Source organism: Ancylomarina longa (assembly GCF_003996985.1).
Lineage (GTDB): Bacteria > Bacteroidota > Bacteroidia > Bacteroidales > Marinifilaceae > Ancylomarina_A > Ancylomarina_A longa.
The window spans coordinates 17,644-38,462 of the sequence record NZ_RJJX01000002.1 but is presented as its reverse complement, the minus strand read 5'-3'; the positions used below and the strand labels follow the sequence as shown (position 1 = coordinate 38,462).

At 35.5% G+C, this 20,819-nt stretch carries 15 protein-coding genes; 11 read left to right on the top strand and 4 right to left on the bottom strand.

The genetic code is table 11. The features are described 5' to 3' along the window. The first annotated feature begins 209 nt into the window (after positions 1-209). The 11 genes from DLK05_RS02300 (at position 210) to DLK05_RS02250 (ending at position 16,794) form a co-directional block, all read left to right on the top strand. Complete coding sequence (locus DLK05_RS02300) at positions 210-797, top strand: porin family protein (RefSeq protein ID WP_127342369.1); 588 nt, start codon at positions 210-212, stop codon at positions 795-797. Positions 798-937: 140 nt separating this feature from the next. Further along, positions 938-2,122, top strand: a complete 1,185-nt coding sequence (locus DLK05_RS02295) for an ATP-binding protein (RefSeq protein WP_127342368.1) — start codon at positions 938-940, stop codon at positions 2,120-2,122. A 90-nt stretch (positions 2,123-2,212) separates the two neighbouring features. After that, complete coding sequence (locus DLK05_RS02290) at positions 2,213-4,621, top strand: ABC transporter substrate binding protein (RefSeq protein WP_127342367.1); 2,409 nt, start codon at positions 2,213-2,215, stop codon at positions 4,619-4,621. A 45-nt stretch (positions 4,622-4,666) separates the two neighbouring features. Next, entirely contained in the window at positions 4,667-6,112 is a 1,446-nt protein-coding gene (locus tag DLK05_RS02285) for a sigma-54-dependent transcriptional regulator (RefSeq protein WP_127342366.1), read from the top strand. Between the two features lie 304 nt (positions 6,113-6,416). Then, positions 6,417-6,932, top strand: a complete 516-nt coding sequence (locus DLK05_RS02280) for an LUD domain-containing protein (protein ID WP_127342365.1) — start codon at positions 6,417-6,419, stop codon at positions 6,930-6,932. A gap of 832 nt (positions 6,933-7,764) precedes the next feature. Continuing rightward, the gene (locus DLK05_RS02275; protein ID WP_127342364.1) at positions 7,765-8,337 is read left to right on the top strand and encodes a LutC/YkgG family protein; all 573 of its coding nucleotides are present in this window, start codon (positions 7,765-7,767) and stop codon (positions 8,335-8,337) included. A gap of 7 nt (positions 8,338-8,344) precedes the next feature. Continuing rightward, positions 8,345-10,492, top strand: a complete 2,148-nt coding sequence (ldhH, locus tag DLK05_RS02270) for an L-lactate dehydrogenase (quinone) large subunit LdhH (RefSeq protein WP_127342363.1) — start codon at positions 8,345-8,347, stop codon at positions 10,490-10,492. A gap of 15 nt (positions 10,493-10,507) precedes the next feature. Continuing rightward, complete coding sequence (locus DLK05_RS02265) at positions 10,508-10,699, top strand: hypothetical protein (protein WP_127342362.1); 192 nt, start codon at positions 10,508-10,510, stop codon at positions 10,697-10,699. Positions 10,700-10,716: 17 nt separating this feature from the next. Beyond that, complete coding sequence (locus DLK05_RS02260; protein ID WP_127342361.1) at positions 10,717-12,375, top strand: L-lactate permease; 1,659 nt, start codon at positions 10,717-10,719, stop codon at positions 12,373-12,375. A gap of 157 nt (positions 12,376-12,532) precedes the next feature. Then, positions 12,533-15,424 carry an FAD-binding and (Fe-S)-binding domain-containing protein gene (locus tag DLK05_RS02255; protein ID WP_209319670.1) on the top strand — a complete coding sequence of 964 codons (2,892 nt, stop codon included), beginning with the start codon at positions 12,533-12,535 and terminating at the stop codon, positions 15,422-15,424. 134 nt (positions 15,425-15,558) lie between these two features. Then, positions 15,559-16,794, top strand: coding sequence for a hypothetical protein (locus DLK05_RS02250; RefSeq protein ID WP_127342359.1), 1,236 nt, complete (start codon positions 15,559-15,561; stop codon positions 16,792-16,794). A 556-nt stretch (positions 16,795-17,350) separates the two neighbouring features. Here the strand turns inward: DLK05_RS02250 and DLK05_RS02245 are convergent. The 4 genes from DLK05_RS02245 to DLK05_RS02230 all read right to left on the bottom strand — a co-directional run bounded on the left by DLK05_RS02245 (position 17,351) and on the right by DLK05_RS02230 (position 20,618). Then, positions 17,351-18,253, bottom strand: a complete 903-nt coding sequence (locus tag DLK05_RS02245; RefSeq protein WP_235831945.1) for a radical SAM protein — start codon at positions 18,251-18,253, stop codon at positions 17,351-17,353. 59 nt (positions 18,254-18,312) lie between these two features. Further along, the gene (locus tag DLK05_RS02240; RefSeq protein ID WP_127342357.1) at positions 18,313-18,750 is read right to left on the bottom strand and encodes a CGGC domain-containing protein; all 438 of its coding nucleotides are present in this window, start codon (positions 18,748-18,750) and stop codon (positions 18,313-18,315) included. A gap of 595 nt (positions 18,751-19,345) precedes the next feature. Continuing rightward, positions 19,346-19,924 (bottom strand): rubrerythrin, encoded by a 579-nt coding sequence (gene rbr / locus DLK05_RS02235; RefSeq protein WP_127342356.1) that lies wholly within the window; start codon positions 19,922-19,924, stop codon positions 19,346-19,348. A gap of 16 nt (positions 19,925-19,940) precedes the next feature. Further along, the gene (locus DLK05_RS02230; RefSeq protein ID WP_127342355.1) at positions 19,941-20,618 is read right to left on the bottom strand and encodes a flavin reductase; all 678 of its coding nucleotides are present in this window, start codon (positions 20,616-20,618) and stop codon (positions 19,941-19,943) included. Positions 20,619-20,819: the final 201 nt, after the last annotated feature.

Sequence of the window (20,819 nt, the reverse complement as noted above, 5' to 3'; positions counted from 1 at the left end):
TAATTTTACCAGGCTTTTTTGTTTTCTAAAGGCTTTTATGCTGTGCGAATGATATTATTCTCTATTTTAGCATTAGATTTTTGAAGAGGAAGAATTAAATTCTGTTATTTTAGAATATTAATGAACTCCCCAATTGCAATTAATGAAAAAGGGGGAGTGTATCCGTAAAGAATCGAAAGGACATATTAATTAAAAACAAATTTGAATCTATGAAAAAACTAATTTTAGCTATAGCCATTTGCTTAAGCGCAAATGCCTTGTTCGCCCAATTGTCTTCCCCTGTAAACTTTGGTTTTCATGGCGGTTTTGTAAGCACTAAAGTAAATTCTGATTTTAATGCAGCTAGTGTAAAGGAAAATGCCGATAACGGAATGATGTTGGGAGCATTTTTAAGAATTAACCTTAATAAATGGTATATACAACCAGAATTAAACTATGTATCCAGAAAGAGTAATGTGGAAGTTGCCGGTGATTCTTATGATTTTAAAACTAAAAGTCTGGATATACCGATGCTACTAGGTTATAAGTTGGTGAAATTACCTCTTTTTAAACTAAGAGCATTTGCTGGTCCTGTTGCATCCTTTAAGATTGACGATAGCTTTACCAGTACTTTTAAAGATAAATACAGTAACCCAAGTTTTGAAGATGCTGTATGGAATGTGAAAGTTGGAGCTGGTGTGGATGTTTGGAAATTGACACTTGATGTTGATTATGAAGCTGGTTTATCTAATATTTCATCGGAATATCTGAAAAAGAATAAAATGTTTAATGTAACATTAGGTTTCAAAATATTCTAAGTTTAAGGTTTTATAAAGAGGAAACTACTGGATTTATTTCAGTAGTTTTTTTTTGATAATTTTATTCCTAATTCTTTTATTATTTCTATTTTTTTAGCTTTGATAGAAATTAATTCCATCTTGTTTAATTCTAATAGAACATGTTACTAACAGATAATTATAAAATTGAACTACTTCAAAAATTAGATTTCCTGACAGATCGAAAAGAGGAAGTTTTTCATTTTCTGAGTAGTATTGTTGATGAGGTGCATGTAGCTAAAGAAGCAATTATTTTCACCAAAGGAGATGAAGGAGGAGCAGTATATATCATTGCCAAAGGTTGTGTTCAGATACACGATGAAGGGCATGTTTTTGTAGAGCTGGAGTCTGGCAATAGTTTTGGCGAATATGCAATTATTCATTCTGAATTAAGATCGGCATCAGCAACTGCTAAGCAGGATTCGGTTTTTCTTAAATGTACCGAGGATCATTTAAAGTTATTGGAATCTAAGTTCGGAATCCAAATAATTGACTCCATATTAATTCCTTTGCAAAATATTAAGAAGCGAATGGTGGATAAGGATCTTTTAGAGGAAGAACTTACCCGACAAAAGTTAATGATTGATAGGCAAAGGAAGGAACTGGAAAGTCTTAATGCCACAAAAGATAAATTTTTCTCTATCATAGCACATGATTTAAAAAACCCATTTGCATCTCTTATCGGAGCATCCGATATATTGGTTGAGAATGGTGATGATCTCAGTAAAGAACAGGTAAAAACATTTTCCTCTATCATCAATCAATCAGCCAGGCAGGGTTTTCGCTTACTGGAAAATTTATTAGAATGGTCTAGAATGCAAACGGGTGCTATAGCCTGGAAGCCCAAAGTAATTGATTTATGGGACTTGGTGAATGAATCGGTTAATTTGCTTACAGGTAGTGCAGAAGGAAAAGATATTCGTTTAATTGCAAATGTACAGGAAGATCTAAGAGTGATGGCAGATCCTAACATGATAAATACCGTTGTTCGCAACCTTATTTCGAATGCTATAAAATTTACACCTCACGGAGGAGAAGTTATTGTCAGATCCCATATAAATAAGCAAATGATTGAAATTTGGGTACAGGATAACGGTATAGGTATCGCTCCTGAGGTTATGGGAAAACTCTTTCGAATAGATGAGCAGCATGTTCAGAAGGGTACCGATAATGAAACCGGTACAGGTCTTGGTTTAATTTTGTGTAAAGAGTTTGTGGAGAGGCATCATGGAAAAATATGGGTAGATAGTGAATTGGGAAAAGGAAGCAGCTTTAAATTTTCATTACCTTATTCTCAAAATCAATAAGAACTACTCAAACCTTTCACGTAACATCTCCTAATATGATGAATTAAGCTCTGAAATAAATTATTTTAGGGCTTTTAATATTTATCCCTAATGAAATTATATAATAGAGTATTAGTTTGCCTATTCTTCTTATTGTTTCTTATTAATTCCTTTTCAGCATTTGCGCAGGGGCGGAAAAAAGTGCTTGTGTTACATTCCTATCATCAGGGATTAAGATGGACCGATAATGTAAATAAGGGAATTAAGGAGGTTATGGATTCCATCGGCAATAAATATGAATTGGATTATGAATATTTGGATACCAAAAGAAATCCTTCCCAGGCTTATCTTGATAAATTAATTGAGCTCTACGACCTTAAACTGGAAAAAGAAAATTACGATGCCATTATTGTTTCGGATAATAATGCTTTGTCATTTGTGAAGGAACACGGGGCAAAATTTTTTAGTAAAACTCCAATCATTTTTTGTGGAATTAATCATTTTAAACAAGATATGATTGATGGATTGTCCAATATCACTGGAATTACGGAGGATGTGGATTGGAATGGTCTAATTGATTTGATACTAAAGACAAGACCTAAAACGAAACATCTGGTTGTTATCAATGATAATAAAACCACAACTGCCAAGTTAAATAAAATGCTGATGGTGGATCTTCAGCAAAAGTACAAGGCTCGCATCCGATTTACCTATTTCGATGATCAGAGTGTGGAGGAGCTAAGGCAAAATATTTCGAAGATTAAAGGAGACACCGCTATTCTGTTATTGACTTTCAATAAAGATAGATTTGGAAAGTTTGTGAGTTTTCAGGATAATTTAGATTTATTGGTTCCGCAAAGCAGAGTTCCTGTTTATACAGCATGGTCTTTTCTAATTAGTGACGGGGTTTTGGGTGGAAAAGCCGTGAGTGGCAAATTACATGGTAGAATGGCTGCTCAAATGGCCGATAAAGTTATTTCGGGAACTCCGGCAGATTCTATTCCAATTTATAAAAAGCCACTGGATCAGTATGTCGTAAATTATCATGAATTACAAAGATTCCACATCGATCGCGATGTCTTGCCAAAGGAAACGAAATTGATTAATGCTCCGCTTTCTTTTTATAGCGAGAATAAAGATTGGATCCATATTTTAATTGGAATTACGGTGCTGGCAGGTGGAATAATTACTGTTTTATCCAGAGCAATTATTCAGCGAATCAGAGCTGAGAAAGCATTAAGGGGAGAGCAGAAAAGGTTAGAGGTTTCGATAAAGCATGAAAGATTATTAGGTATTGTTGGAAGGTCGCTAAATGCATCGGCAGATTTTAAAAACGTACTGGATGATGTGCTTAAATTAATGACAGAAGAATTGAATGTGGCTAGAATAAGTCTCTATTCCATCCGCGATTCTAAGGATTCAGCTATCAAAATAAATAGTCGTGTTTCTACAAAAGGAAAGAATATTAAAGATGTCGATCACTTCTATTTTTCAGAGATAAAGGAAATGATCGATCGGGTGAGAAAGAATAGAAGTATCGTGTCGCACGATTTAAGTAATTTGAATAAGAAGGAGCAATATTTCTATCGGAACAGGAATATACAAGCAGTAGTTTTGTTGCCTGTTTTTGTAGAAAAGGAGGTACTTGGCTTAATGGGTTTTTCTCAAAATCAGAAACACCATTGGAGTAGAGATGAGATAAGTATTTTCTTCTCTACTGTAAATATGATTGCAAATGCCTGGGAGAGGAATTCTTTAATGAATGCGCGTATTGAAGCAGAACAGAAGAATATTGAGGCATTTCGATTGTTGGAAGAATCATCCCGACTTGCTTCTATTGGTGTGATGGCCGCAGGAATTACGCACGAAATCAATCAGCCCTTAAATGCTATAAAAATTACTGCAGACAGCGTATTATTCTGGCAAAAAAGGAATCCCGGGCATCTGCCTGAAATGTTTACTCGGAAAATTAAAACAATCTCTGAAGGAACATCCCGAATTGACGCTATCATTAAACACATGCGAACCTTTTGGGAAAAGCCACAAGACATTGCTGATGATGTTATAGATATGGTAGATGGGGTCAATCGTTCTCTATCTTTGGTGAAACGGCAGGTGAATGATCATAGTATTGATTTGGTGGCTGAGCTTTCAAATAATCCCATAATGGTGTATGCGAACGATGTGCAATTTGAGCAAATAGTAGTGAATATGGTGGTTAATGCAATTCATTCCTTAGACAAGGTGCAAAGGGAGCATAAAAAGATTAAAATTGAGGTCTCTGCCGATCAGGAATTTGGTATTTTAAAGATCCATGACAATGGAACCGGCATCGATTCAAGTATTCAGGAAAAAATTTACGACCCCTTGTTTACAACGAAAAGTGCCGAAATGGGAAGTGGCTTGGGAATGGCAATTGTAAAATCTTTTATGGATCGGTTTCAGGGAACAATATCGAATTGTAATAACGATGATAATGGTGCTAGTTTTATTTTGAAATTTAGATTGAAGGCTTATTAGTGTGGGCTTGCGGAGTATATTTTAGGATCTGAAAAATATTAATAAATGAATATTCTTGTAGTTGATGATGATAAATCCAGTGGATTGGCAGTTGCCGAATTCATAGAGGAACAATTGGGTTATCGAATTGAATTATTTCATAATGGAGCAGAAGCATTTGCTGCCATTCAACAAAACGATTTTAAAATGATCATTTCTGATTTGCGGATGCCCGGATTATCAGGTTTGGATTTGTTGAAAAAAGTGAAAAGTTTGCCGAAGGGTAAGAGTATTGAAGTTATAATTATGACTGGTTTTGGAGATATGGAATCTTCGATAGAAGCTTTGCGAGGCGGTGCGTATGATTATTTGCTGAAACCTGTTAATGTAGAGGAGTTGGCAATTTTAATTGAAAGAGTGGCCGAAAATATTCTTTTAAAAGAGGAAAACAGAGATTTGAAGGAGACTTATCGCAGAGAAATTTCTTTGGTGAAAAGTGAGGAGGCCGAGCGAATTAATTATTACGAAACTACCATCAGGGAAATTACCAGCGTTGGAAAAATTGGAGTTTTTTCAGATTCTATGAGAAGTGTAGTGCGAATGGCAGAACAGTTTCATGGCGATCGGTCGGTTCCGGTTTTAATCGAAGGAGAAACAGGTACAGGTAAAGAAGTGGTGGCTCGCCTGGTTCATTACGGAAAAGACAATAGTATTCTCCAGCCCTTTATTTCTATCAACTGTTCGGCTATTTCACCAAGCTTATTCGAAAGCGAACTTTTTGGTTACGAGTCAGGGGCATTTACTGGTGCCAGAAAGGAAGGGAAAGTCGGTAAGCTGGAATTAGCGCAAGGCGGAACCCTATTCTTGGATGAAATAGGAGAAATGCCATTGGATATGCAACCTAAATTGTTGCGGGTTTTACAGCAGAAAGAGATGTATCGAGTAGGAGGAAATAAACCAATTGAACTAGATGTACGTGTAATCTTTGCTACCAATCGTAATTTAAAACAGATGGTGGAGGAGAAGAGCTTTCGAAGCGATTTATATTATCGCTTAAATACCGGCAGAATTTATATTCCATCCTTACGCGAGAGAAAAGAGGCAATACTTTCCTTTTCTCAAATATTTTTGGATCAGTATGCAAAAAAAAGAGGGCGTAAATTCCGTTTTATCAGTAAGGAAGCGAAGTTATTACTTCAGGATTATGCTTGGCCTGGGAATATCAGGGAACTAAAAAATACCATTGAGCGTGCTACTTTGCTGTATAACGATCTGGAATTAAAAGCAGAGCATATAAGGTTTTTACAATCTGATGATGAAAATGAGAATACTGGTGATCAGCCATTAATACCAGGAAGAATCATACTGCCTGATGAAGCCTTGCATATAGAACAGTTAGAACTGGAAATTGTAAGAAAAGCCTTGAAAAAGTTTGATAATAATAAATCGAGAACTGCTGAATATCTTGGTATATCCCGAAGTGCTTTGCGCAGTAGAATGAAGAAATTGTGATCTCTCAGCAAAGCTTATTTAACTCTTATTAAACTGTCGAAGTTTTCCCCAATTGGGTAATTTTTTCACACTCCTAAACCTGCCTGTTTTAGTACTATTTGGAACAATTGTGCAATCTGGAAACACAAATCTTTGATAGCGTGCAAAATGGAACAAATCTCAGTGGATTTCAATGGTGTATCTGTTTGTGGTAATGGCCTGAAAATTAATAATGTGTGAAAATATTTTGCCTGCCATTAGAAAATGGGGATTTTGGCATTCCTTTTGTTTTAATGATTGAAGTTATTCATTTAATCTAAAGGGTATGGAAGTTAAGACTTATACACAAGACAGGAAATTATTCTCCATTGGGAAAATGAGCGGCCTTTTGGATTCATTTTTAAAGAATTCAAATAGCCTAGGAAACGATTCTCTTAAAGTTGACCTAAATTTATTTTTAGAAGCAGCAAGCAAACAAAATGTACAGTTTGAATTTATTAGACTTAATAGCTTTGAACTGGATAAAAAATCCCATGATATTAGCAATGCGCAAAATGCTTTAATTGAAGCAGAATATGCCATTGCAAATTCCGGACTAGTTGTTTTGGATACTTCAGATGCAGATATCTTGTTATCTGTTTTTCTTGCTGAAACATTGCATATTATTGTTCCTGCAAGTAAAGTTTTACCTTCTAATGAAGATTTGGAATTGGTAAAAGGAAAAGTAGCGGTGGAATTAGGCAGAGGTATCGCAAGTATTCATGTTCGGGAAACAAATTCGCAAATGGACTTTTCTTCTAAAATACTAAGAACGATGATTTATGTGATTGAAGATTTGTAAAATACGATCTGATATTAGAATGATAATAGGCTAAGACCTCCTTTTCGGGAGGTTTTTTGTGTTTAAATCAGAATATAGTCACATCCTACGGATTTAATCTTCTGCTTTTGCTAAGTCTAAAATGGAAAGCCAAATGGTAGGAATCCATGCCAATAATTTAATTTATAGCGGAAGTTCTCTGAGTTAGAAAATACTAATAAAAATGATCAGACACAGTTCTATGAATATACCCTGCGTTGCATCTTTTCAAGCCTCGCTGCGGCATAATCATACTGTTCTGCATATTTTTTTTGTGTGCTGCGGCCAAATTACCCGTCCTGCGGCAGTTTTTTGCAATTCTGCGCCATTTTGTATAGTCCTGCGGCTGTTTTCCACAATTCTGCGGACTTTTATGGCTTCCTGCGCCTAAATATGGCTTCCTGCGGCCAAATTACCCTTCCTGCGCCATTTTCACCCGTCCTGCGGGTTTTTGCCTAGCCTGCGCGGGGGTTTCAGAGCTTTTCTATAGGTTTCTTAATTTTCATTGTGGGTGAAAATAAGCCGATGGATAGAATCGAAATTTTAATCTCTTCGTGGCAAATGACAATCTACATAGGTTTGCCTTCTATCATTTTATTGTTTTTATCAGCATAGGTGCTTTATCTAATCCCACCAATTGTGCTTCTACTATTTGTTTGAATTTCCCTGTGCGAAAACAGCCAAATGTTCAAAACGGAACGCTACTAAAGGCTATAATGTTCAGAATGGAACACTGTCGAAAACGTTATAGATTCGATTTTACGAAAACCTTTTCGAAGTCTAAATACAAGCTAATCAGCGATAAATAAATTGAATGATTCTAAATAATAATGCTTTTGAATTTCTGGCATTTCTATTGGTTAAGGCTGTTCCGGAAAAACTAAATAATATTCAATTTTCAAATAACCCACCCATGATATTACTAGATCATTTTTTACAAAAATCGGCCTTAGTAGGTAACGAGAACCGCTTGATGAAGGCATCGGAGTTTAAGCAAGAGTTAGCTAAGAAAAACTTTGAATATATCCATACTCCCAGTTTTGAACTGATAAAAGATATAAGAGTTGGAGAAGGTGGTATATCTAGTGCTTTGGTCGAGGCCGATTTTGCTATTGGTGAAACCGGAACTGTTGTTCTTGATAGTAGTAATGAAAATAAGCGATTGGCAACCTGTTTGGCCGAAAAGCTTTATGTGATTGTTCCGCTCAGTAAATTGGTTGATAGTTTACATGATGTAGCCGGCTTTTTAGAAATGAAAACATCTGGGATGGGAGGATATGTGGCTTTTATTACCGGATCGAGCCGCACCGCTGATATTGAAAGAGTACTTACTGTTGGAGTGCACGGTCCCAAAGAGATGATACTATATATTCTAACCGATTTATAAGAAAACCATGGAAATACATACCAAAATAAACGAAAAATTGCAGGATAAGGTATTGCACGAAAACCTTAGGAATTTTGCAATTGCATACAAAGTCTCTAAACAGAATGCTTATCAGGGACTCGATTTTGAAGCATTAAGAACAAAAGTGCACGATTTAAAAGATCGTGATCTGAATAAAGTAATGCAACAATTTAATCAGTTTAGAGAAAATGTGGAAAGACATGGCTGTAAGGTATATCAGGCAAAAACAGGAGAGGATGCTTGCCGGTATATTGCCGATGTGATGAAAAATCACAATTCTAAGTTTATGGTGAAGAGTAAATCCATGACTTCGGAAGAAATTCGTTTGAACGATTATTTGGAAAAAGAAGGTTTACATCCCATCGAGACCGATTTGGGCGAGTGGATATTACAGATTGCTAAGGAACATCCTTCTCATATGGTGATGCCTGCCATTCATAAAACTCGTCAACAGGTAGCAAAAATATTCTCTGATTACACAGGAGAAGATGTCGATCCAGAGGATATTAAAGCTATGGTCGAAATTGCACGCAGATTTCTTCGGGAGGAATATTTTAAAGCAGGAGTGGGGATGACTGGTGCAAATGTGGCTGTTGTAAGCACGGGAACCATTGGTTTGGTAACCAACGAGGGGAATGCTCGATTGACTTCTACCGTACCTCCGGTTCATATTGTTTTAGTTGGTTACGAAAAGCTCTGCGACAATTTTGAACAAGCTTTGGATATTGTTCGTGTACTGCCAAAGAGCGCAACCGGACAAATCATAACGTCCTACACAACATGGATTAAAGGAAGAAACCCATCGTTTAAAAGTGAAGATGGTGTTAAGGAAACGCATTATGTGTTTTTGGATAACGGACGCCTGGCATTCTTGGAGCATCCTAAGTTTAAGGAGGCTTTAAAATGTATTCGTTGTGGTAGTTGTGCAAATATTTGTCCTGCTTACGAAATGGTTGGCGGACATGTTTATGGCGATAGATATATTGGTTCGATAGGTTTGATATTAACAGCCTTGTACCAGGGCGACGAGGCAGCAAAGGATATTCTGAAAATGTGTATTGGCTGCCGTGCCTGTTCTTTTAACTGCCCTTCCGGCATTGATCTTCAGAGTCTGATTTCGGAACTGAAATTAGTGGTAGGAAAAAAATATGGAATCAATCCAATAAAAAAGAAAGTGTTTAAAAATGTGGTGGCAAAACCTAATACCATGAAATCGTTGCTTCATATTGGAGCAAACTTTCAATTCCCACTCACTAAAATCAATAAATTAAACAACGAGAAGATTATAGGTAAAGTTCCAATGTTACCAAAGGAAATGGATTTTAGAAAATTTCCTGCACTGGCATCAAAAACCTTTACCAAACGTTTTTATAAAGAAGGATACGACCAGTTTTTTGCATCCCGAAAGGTGTTCTTTTATCCCGGATGTGCCGTTGAATATTTCTATCCTGAAATGGGATTGGCTATGGTTGAACTTCTGCAGAAAAGTGGTGTTCAGGTTGATATTCCATCTAAGGCAACTTGTTGTGGTATTCCTGCTATTGCATCCGGCGACCCGGAGAATGCAAAGAAAATGATATTTAATACGCTTGATTGCCTTAATAATAAGGAGGATTATGAAGCGTTGTTGGTGCTTTGTCCAACCTGTGGAGGTGCAATCAAACATGAATTTTTAGATTTTAGCAAGGAGGATCCTACCCGATATAAAAAAGCTTCTCAACTAGGAACTAAGGTGAGTGCCTTTGGTAAATTTTTAGAAGAAAATAAGATAAAATTCCGGGTAAAAGGCAATCAGAAGATTACCTACCATACGCCTTGTCATGATTCCCGCTCACTGGCATATTCTGCCGAAAACTTTCTTGCATCGGTGCTTGGTAAACAGTTTGTTCCCCTTATTGATAGTAATGTTTGTTGTGGATTTGGAGGTACTTATTCGCTTGATTTTGCAAGTATTTCCAACGGTATTTTGGATAAAAAAATAGAGAATATAGAAGCAACTAATGCTAACATTCTGGTTACCGATTGTCCCGGATGTGTAATGCAAATTAATGGCGGATTAATGCATAAAAACATAGCTGTTAAAGTGCTTCATCTTACCGAATTTATTGAGAATTATCTGGAAGTTATTGATTAACTAAAATTCACTGTAATGCAACAAAGCAAGCACAATATTTATGCGAATAAAAGACTGGAAAATCTGAGATTGAAATTGCTTGCATTGGATGTATTGATGCATGCAAATGCAACAAGTGGAAATATTGAGGAGTTAGCTCCATTCAAATTTAAAAACGATAGTAGATCTAACCCATTTACTAAAAACAATAACACATTTAGTAACTAAACCTAAACTATTTTTTTATGAATGCATTATTAGCTTTTTCACCTATTTTATTAACCATTGTTTTAATGGTTGGCTTTAATTGGGGGGCAAAAAAGGCTTTGCCCTTGTCCCTTCTATTGGCTGTTGTTATTGCTGCTGGGGTATGGAAGATAGACTTCCAGCATATTTTAGGATATTCAGTTTTCGGATTTATGAAAGCATTGGATATATTGATTATTATTTTTGGAGCTATCCTTATTCTGAATACTATGAAGTTGTCGGGAGCAATGACAACCATTAATAATGGATTTAATGGAATCACCAATGATCGGCGAATTCAGGCAATTATCATTGGATTTATGTTTGGTGCTTTTATCGAAGGTGCCGCTGGATTTGGTACTCCTGCTGCTTTGGCTGGTCCCTTATTAGTGGGATTGGGTTTTCCTCCTTTGGCTGCGGCAATGGTAGCTTTAATTTATAACTCTGTTCCGGTTCCATTTGGTGCTGTAGGAACTCCCATTAGTGGGGGAGCAATGGTTACCCTGGAGCAAAATCTGAATCATATTGGTGCAAACCCTGAAGTTTTTAAAATGGCTCTTACCAAATGGATTGCTATTCCCAATGCTCTGATCGGAATTTTTATACCATTATTGGGAATCATTATAATGACTCGTTTTTTTGGGAAAGAAAAATCCTTTAAACCTGCTTTAGCAGCTGCTCCTTTCGCCATTTTTGCAGGTTTGGCATTCTCTATACCTTACGTACTTATTGCCTCTATTTTAGGACCAGATCTTCCTTCTTTATTAGGAGCATTTATTGGTCTTGGTATTGTAATATTTGCTGCTAAAAAGGGTTTCCTTATGCCTAAAACAACATGGGATTTCCCTCCAAAATCGGAATGGGCAGACAATTGGAAATCCAACGACAATGGTGGAGATACCGGAGAGGCAAAAATGGGATTGGTGAAAGCCTGGATGCCATATGTACTAATTGCTATTATCTTGGTTGTAACTCGTATTCCTTCTTTGGGATTAAAAGGATGGTTGGCTGCACAAACACTTACCATTTCAGATGTTTTGGGAATTGATGGATTAACGTACGTGTTGAAATGGGCTTATCTACCAGGAACCATTCCATTTATTTTGGTTGCTTTAATTACCAACTTAATGCATAAGATGAGTGGGAAACAGGTAATAGCATCATGGAAAACTACTTTTAAGCAGATCGATGGTGCTGCAATTGCACTGTTTGCAGGTGTGGCCATGGTGCAGTTGATGTTAAAATCAGGAACCAATGGAGCCGGATTAGATAGTATGTTGACTACCATGGCAAAATCGGTTGCGGATCTTTCGGGGAATGCTTATCCCTTAATATCTCCAATTGTGGGTGTGTTGGGATCATTTATGTCGGGATCGGCTACTGTTTCCAACTTATTATTTGCTTCTCTGCAATTCGAAACATCTACTATTCTTGGAATACCACAGGTGTTAATTGTTTCAGCACAGACTATCGGTGCTGCTCTCGGAAATATGATTTGTGTGAATAATGTAGTTGCTGTTTGCGCAACGGTTGGTTGTATTGGTGCAGAGGGTACTATTATCAGACGAAATTCAATACCTGCATTTGTTTATTACTTACTAGTTGTAATTATTTTAATGGTGCTGATTTCCACAGGATTTAATCCATTGCCTCTATAAAAAAATTTAAGGAAGTCTGAATTTTCATTAATATGAATATTTGGGTCTTCTTGAAACTATAAAAAATGTACATTTGTCATACAAGTTACCAATTAAGGGGTGGTTATTGTTTTTTCTGAAATATTTGAACTTGTAATGATATTTAAAAGGTAAAGATATGTTTATGTTGAAAGAGAATTATAAGAAGTTTTACGATGAGATAAAGATTACTATCGAAACTTCTCGTTTATATACTGATGAAATCAGAAATTTAGCTTATGGTACCGATGCTGGTTTTTATCGCTTAATTCCTCAGATTATTATTCGTGCAAAGAATGAAAAAGAAGTTCAAAAAGCAATATTATTAGCGAATAAGTACAACTTACCGGTTACTTTTCGGGCTGCTGGTACTAGTCTCGCAGGTCAGGCAATTACAGATTCTATATTAATTGTGGCAGGAAAACATTGGGAAGATTTTGATGTTTTAAAGAAGGGAGAAGAAATTCGTATGCAATCGGGTTTGGTAGGTGCTCGTATTAATGAAATATTAGCTCCTTACGGAAGAAAATTAGGTCCGGATCCTGCATCAATTAATTCTGCTATGATCGGAGGAATTGTGATGAATAATGCTTCTGGCATGAATTGTGGTACTCATGAAAATTCTTATAAAACCATTCAGTCAGCTCGTTTAATTTTTGTTGATGGTACTATTTTAGATACCAGTGATGAGCAGAGTAAAAAGGATTTTTTGAAGTTACATAGCGATTTTATCCGGAAGATTGAAGAAATACGCGATACGGTTCGGGCTAATAAGAAATTGGCAGACCGTATTCAATATAAGTATAGCATTAAGAATACCACCGGGCTTAGCATTAATCCTTTTATTGATTATGAAGATCCTTTTCAGATTATCGTGAATTTGATGGTAGGATCGGAAGGAACTTTGGCTTTTATGTCGGAGCTTACCATGAAGACTGTGGTAAATCCTAAATTTAAAGCCAGTGCTATGATTTATTTTCATGATATTGTTACTGCGTGTAAATCGGTTGTGAGCATGAAGCCTGGTCCGGTTCATGGAGCAGAAATGCTCGATCGGGTAGCATTACGTTCTGTGGAAAATGCCGATGGGATTCCTTTCTTTATTAAGGATTTTTCGGATGGTGTTACTGCTGTTTTAGTGGAGACATTAGCCAATAGTAAAAAAGGATTGGATAATAATATCAAAGAAATTAAATCTCTGTTAAAGGCATACAAAACGGTTCGTCCAATTGAATTTACCGATAAGGTGGAGGAATATTCAAAATTATGGGATATTCGAAAAGGCGTGTTTCCTGCTGTTGGAGGTTTGCGGGAAAAAGGAACTACATGCATTATTGAGGATGTGGCTTTCCATATTGAAGATTTGCCTGAAGCTACAGCTGATTTACAAGAGCTTATAGCTAAATATGGATACAAGGATGGCGTAATATATGGTCATGCATTGGAAGGTAATTTTCATTTCATTTTTAATCAGAATTTTAATGAGCCTGAAGAGATAGAGCAGTATAAAAACTTTATGCACGAGGTGGATTCTCTGGTGGTTGATAAGTACGATGGATCTTTAAAAGCAGAGCATGGAACCGGACGAAATATGGCTCCTTTTGTGAAGCATGAGTGGGGCGAAGAGGCTTATCAGTTAATGAAGGATGTAAAGCAATTGTTCGATCCCAAAAATTTATTGAATCCGGGAGTTATCATTAATGATGATCCGGAATGCTACATTAAATCTTTTAAAACACTTGCCCCGGTTCATGATTTGGTGGATACCTGTATTGAATGTGGATTTTGTGAAGTGAATTGTTTAACGGCTGGTTTTTCTCTTTCTGCTCGTCAGCGTACTGTTGTGCAACGTGAAATAAAACGTTTGGAGAATACAGGTGAAAATGCAAAACGTTTGAATGAGCTGAAGAAGGGCTTCGAGTATTTGGGAGAACAAACTTGTGCCGGCGATGGTTTGTGTGCAACATCTTGTCCTGTAGGTATTGATACTGGAAAATATATCAAATATTTGCGATCGTTGAATGTTGCTAAAGCTCGACCACAAAAACAAAGTCAATGGGTTGCAGATAATTTTCATAAACTAGCTCCTGTAATTCGTGGGGGATTAAAATTTGTTAATGGAGTTCACACCGTAATGGGATCAACATTGTTGGGTGCTGTTGCCGGAGGATTTCGAACTATAAGTGGTAATAAAATACCCCTTTGGACACCTGCAATGCCTAATGGAGCCAGTGCGCCAAAACCCAAACATATTAATCAGGAAAATCCATTAAAAGTAGTTTATTTCCCTTCGTGTATTGCACAGACTATGGGGCCTGCAAAAGGAGATCCCTACAAGGAGCCATTGCATAAAGTTACGCAGGAGTTATTGGAGAAAGCTGGTTATGAGGTCATTTTTCCCGAGAAAATGAATTCGTTGTGTTGTGGTACTCCATGGGAAAGTAAAGGATTTATTAAGCAAGCAGATCAAAAATCCTCGGAATTGGAAGATGCTCTTTATAAAGCATCTAATGGTGGAGAGTATCCTGTATTGTGTGATACCTCTCCATGTTTGTATCGTATGCGTCGTGTGATGGACGAAACACTTAAATTATATGAGCCAGTTGAATTTATTCATGAATTTTTGATGGATAAGCTTGAATTTCGAAGGGTTGATGAGGTTGTTGCTGTTCATTCAACTTGTACTACAACAAAAATGGGATTAACTCCTAAATTAAAAGCTGTTGCCGAAGCATGTGCAAAACATGTGGTTTTGCCGGATGAGGTTGGCTGTTGTGGATTTGCCGGAGACAGGGGATTTAATTATCCCGAGGTGAATAAATATGCGCTACGTAAATTGCGTCCTGTATTAGATAAATCAAAAGTGGTAGCTGGTTACTCGAACAGTAGAACTTGCGAAATAGGCTTGAGTAATAATGGAGGCGTTCCATATATGTCAATTATTTATTTGGTTGATCGTGTGACTGTGCCAAAAGCAGAAAAACAGTTGTTTCAAAAGAAAAAAGGAAAACGTGAAACTGTTGCTATTTAAACAGATTTGCGAAGATTAAAAATACATTTATTAATGATGCATACAGATTCACTTTTTAGCGAGGATCAATAAAAAGACTATGCTCTCGCCGGAAATAAAAAAGTTCTGTTTTATTCTAACCCCAATAAATTAAAATGAAGAAATTAGTTGTTATAATGCTTGGTTTGATTCCATTTATTAGTCAGGCGCAAAAAATAGAGGAGATTAAAGTAAAATTAAGTGGTTTTGTATCTGCAGAAGCAATTTTTGATTCCCGAAAGACCGTAAATGCCAGAGAAGGAGATGTAATTCTCTATCCTGCTCCAAAGACTTATGATGCAAATGGTTCTGATTTTAATGATCGATCCGAATTGTTTATGACTTCTATTCACTCTCGTTTAAGCTTTGGTTTAAGTGGATTTGAAGCTTTTGGTGCAAAGGGAACAGCAGTAATTCAGGGCGATTTTGTGGGAACAAATAATGAGAGAGCTGGTCAGTTTCGTTTGCGTCATGCCTTTGTTAAGCTAAACTGGGAAAAAGATGAGTTGTTGGTAGGTAAATATTGGCATCCAATGTTTGTAACCTCATGTTATCCTGATGTTTTGCATTGGGGTGGCGGTTTGCCATTTAATGTATTGGGAAGAGCACCACAATTTAGATATACCAGAAAATTGGGAACCAAAGGTTATGCTTTTATTTCTGCTTTATCTGAAATGGATTTTAAAAGTACAGGCCCCGATGGTGCGAATGTAAAATATGTACAGCAAGCTGGTATTCCGGAGTTTTCAGGTCAGGTTAAGTACGACTTGGCGAAAGGCTTTAGTTTGGGTGCTACTGCAGGATATAAGTTCCTAAAACCTATGGTAGTGAATTCTGTTGGTTTAAAAACGGATGAATTATTAAGCAGCTATCAAATGAATGCATGGATGACCTTAAAGACTTCTAAATTGGTATGGAATCTTCAGACTATCTATGGACAGAATATGTATAATTTTGTGATGCTAGGTGGTTATGGAGTGAAAAATGTGAAAGCGAATGGTGATTACGAATATACGAATATTAAAACCTCTTCCATCTGGTCCGATTTACGTACTACAACAGGAAGTGTACATTATGGTTTTTTTGCCGGATATACTAAAAATTTGGGTGCTGATGACGATTTAGCTACTAATACAGATGGTTTTGTAGGTCTGTATAGCCGAGGTTCAAATATTGATTATGCCTACCAGTTTGGCCCAAGAGTAGAGGTGTATTCGGGTAAACTAATGATAGGAACACAAGCCTTATATACCGCAGCAGCTTATGGAACAACACAAGTGAATGGAAAAGTTAGCAATGCAGAAGAAGTAGGTAGCGTAAGAGTTAGCATACATTTTAAATATAAATTTTAAAAGCTCGTTTTTCAATTTTTGTACGTTTAGTTAGTTTGTTCTATAAAGAACAACTTACTTTGTTTTTATTGGTCTTTACCCTTGGGTAGAGACCAATTTTTTTGTTTATGAAATAAATGTGCTACTTAGCAGGTTTACATTATTAGGTTCATATGTACACTATTGTGCTTTTATAATTCATTGTTTTATAATGATATTGAGATGTGTTAAAAAGAGTTAAATGATTATGTGTTTTGTAGATTTATTCTAAAAAGCTTGATTTTTTGATTTAAAACTGTTGTAAATTCAAAAAAAATTCTATCTTTAATGCGATTTCCTACCGAGAGGTAGTAATGAGTTAAAGGTTCAACCGAAAGGTTGGTTAGTAGGTTAATTAACCCTTTAGAATTGTTGCCCGTGATACCCCTATGTCACGGGCATTTTTCATTTGTAAGTTGGACTTTTTTTAAATTTAAAGTTTGCAAGCTTAAATAAAATGTTTGGATTATTTCTTTTGAGATGAAGGGGTAATACTAAAATTATAAACCAAAGGAACTACTTCGTTTGATATATGAAGTTAAATTTCATATTTTTTTCTTGTTTGGTAAAATATACCTCTTTCTTGCACAACCGATTCAATTTTCTTCTCTGCGTCTAAAACATCAAGATATTTATTGATTTCATTAACATGTAAGCCTAATATTTTTGTTAAGTCGTCAAGAGTGCAAGGTCTTCTCACTATAGTTTCCAGGATTACTGCTTCTGTATCTTTTCTGTATGCTGGTATATTTTTCCTTTCAGGTGCAGCCGAAATTATTTTAAGATTGTCTAAGTTCCAAAAATCAACCACTCGTTGCATTTCCTTTTTTGTAGCACCTCTTAAATTTGATAAAGTTCCAGGTCTGTCAAGTGTGTTCAATTGAACTGAATTCGGATTTATTCTCAGTATTGCTTTTTTAAGTTCGATTAATTCATTTTCATGATCATTATAACCAGGTAATAGGAAAATTTCAAGCCAAATTTCACCCTTAAACTCTTTTCTGAAATCAATTAATCCTTGAATATATTTGTCTATGGTTAATCCGTTTGATGGGCGATTTATTTTGTTGAAAACTTCTTTGCTTGCAGCATCCAAAGATGGAAGAACCACATTTGCATTTTTTATGGCATCTCTTACATTTTTGTCGAAAAATAATGTTCCATTCGTCAATACAGCAATGGGAAGATTGGGCTTGATTTGTTTTATGAATTGAAGAATTTCACCTATGTGAATATTTAATGTGGGTTCACCGGAGCCAGAAAAAGTAATATAATCAGGCTCTGGATTATTAGTAAAATAGTTCGTTAGTTCTTCTTTCACTTTATCAAGCTTGATGTATTCCTTTCTGTCGAGTGTGAGTTTTGTTGTTTTCCCCACTTCACAATAGACACAATCTAACGAACAAATTTTTTTGGGAACCAAATCAACTCCTAACGACATTCCTAAGCGTCTTGAGGGTACAGGACCAAATAGATATTTATACATTTTTGTTTATTAAGTTAATCGTATTTTTTTCTTAATTCCTCATTGCCTAATGTAGGCTTTATGATTTCTTGCCATTCTTCAGACTGCCACGTTTTTAACTTCTCATGGATAATGTTATATTTTTGAGGGATTGGGTGGGTTCCTATTATAACCGGTATATTATATTTATTTTCTATGAATTTTTTAAAATGTGACACATAAGGACAAGGAGGATATCCAACAACAAATCCAGTTGCAAAGTGAATGGCTTGTACTCCGTTTTTAATCATTTCTTCTGGTGTATATTCGATATTTCCGCCCGGACATCCACCACAACTTGTATATCCTACTATTTCTAAAGGTTCATCTTTTGAGTAAATATCAAAAGCACCGTCCCTGTTTTGGGACGCTCTAAAACATTTTCCGCCAGCACAATTCTTATACCGATCACAAATTATTATTCCAATTTTCATCTTTAGTTCATTTTTACATTTTCATTAATAAATTGTTCATTAATAGGATCATTAGTGGAATATTTTTTGAATTCTAAAATATGCTTTTTGAACTTATTTATCGTTAAAAAAAGTTATTATGTAAGTTTGCAATATCTATTTCTACTGACTTAAACAAGTCCGGAATATTTCATTTTCATTGTAGTGTGAAATTTAATTGTATCATTGGCTATTTTTATTTCTGTTCGGAATAAAGCCAATACTAATGAAAACTGTAATATTTATTGTCTTTTTTGATTCTGGTTGTGTTACATTGTACGTGTTTTATTGGTGAATTTAGTAAAAGTTTTTTTAGGAATATTAAAATCATAAATGAAGGTTATATGGCTGTAAATATATTAATATAAGGAGAGTGTTTGGTCTGTTGTGAAATGACGAACACGTTCTAAAGATTTAACTGACACCAAGGAAATTAAATTAGTATAATAGATGAAATACCGAAAGTGAAATGTTAGAGAAAAATGAAAATAACTAGTTGTGGACAGAGATAGGTATTGGTGAAGGATGCTCCGCCAGACCATTTATCTGGCGGTAGCCTTCTTTGGAATTTGTTCTTTTAATAATTTTCTTCTCTTACTTGCATGTAAGCTTTCGGATGTAAACAAGCAGGACAATTCTCTAATGCTTTTTCTGATTCATACACATATCCACAATTCAAACATTTCCACCAAACTTTTCCATCCTTCAAAAATACTTTGTCTTCTGAAATGTTTTGCAATAATTTTAAATATCTACGCTCATGTTCAGCTTCTACTTTTGCAATCATCCTAAAAGCGGCTGCAACCTCAAGGAATCCTTCTTCTTTTGCAACTTCTGCAAAATGAGGATACAGTTCAGTCCATTCCTCATTTTCACCTTCGGCAGCAGCTTTTAAGTTGTCTTTGGTGGTTCCAATAATTCCAGCAGGGTAATTAGCTGTAATTTCTGTCATTCCTCCTTCTAAGAATTTAAAGAAGCGTTTTGCATGTTCTTTTTCTTGATTCGAAGTTTCCATAAAAATAGCAGCAATTTGCTGGTAACCTTCTTTTTTCGCAATGCTTGCAAAGAATTCGTAACGGTTTCTTGCTTGTGATTCACCTGCAAAAGACTTTAACAGGTTTTGTTCTGTTTTTGTTCCTTTTAACGATTTTGCCATAATTATCTTTTATTTATTAAACAATAATGAAATCTTTTTTGTCTGCTCCACATATAGGGCATTTCCAATCTACGGGTAAATTAGCAAATTTTACCTCTTCTATATCTTCATCATAGATATGTCCGCATACTATACATTTATATATACCCGATTTTTTTGATTTGAGTTTAGTTCCTAGCTTTGATTTATCTATATAGGTAGGTGCATTTTTAGGAGCTGAAGCTTTATTTATCTGTCTGTAATGTAAGTAGGTTAATGGTGTTTTTGTATTATCAATAATTTGCGCATCAACCAGTTCTCCAATAAACATTAAATGGGTTCCTACATCAATAGTTTGCACAAGCTTACATTCAAAGAATGCAATGCTTTCATTTAAAATGATAGGAACTCCTGTATCGCCATATTTAATTTGTGTATCGACCATTTTGTCGAAATCTTTACCGCTTTTGTATCCAAATTTTCCGAAAATTTCGGTAGAAGCATTTTGTGCTAAAATGGAAACTGAAAATGCTTTATGCTTTTGAATAAATTCAGATGTAAAATTATTTTTATTACAACAAGTCGCAAATTTTGGTGGTTCTGATGTAATTTGAAATACCGTATTGGCTACATATCCGTTACCTTTGTTTTTATCTCCTGAGCTAACAATGTATAATCCGTATGATATTTTAAAAAGTGCTTCAAAATTAATCATGTCGTTTTTATTGTAAAATTATGAAATTATTATCAGCAATAACGTATTTTTTTAGCACTATTATTTATCGGTGAATTTTGTATGAGCTAGTATGGAAGGTTCTGCCATTTCGGCAGAATATTTATGTTTTTTTAACTCTTTAATTAGTTTGTGGAATTTATAAATCCATTGTACCAGGAATGCCAAATGCAGTGATTTTTT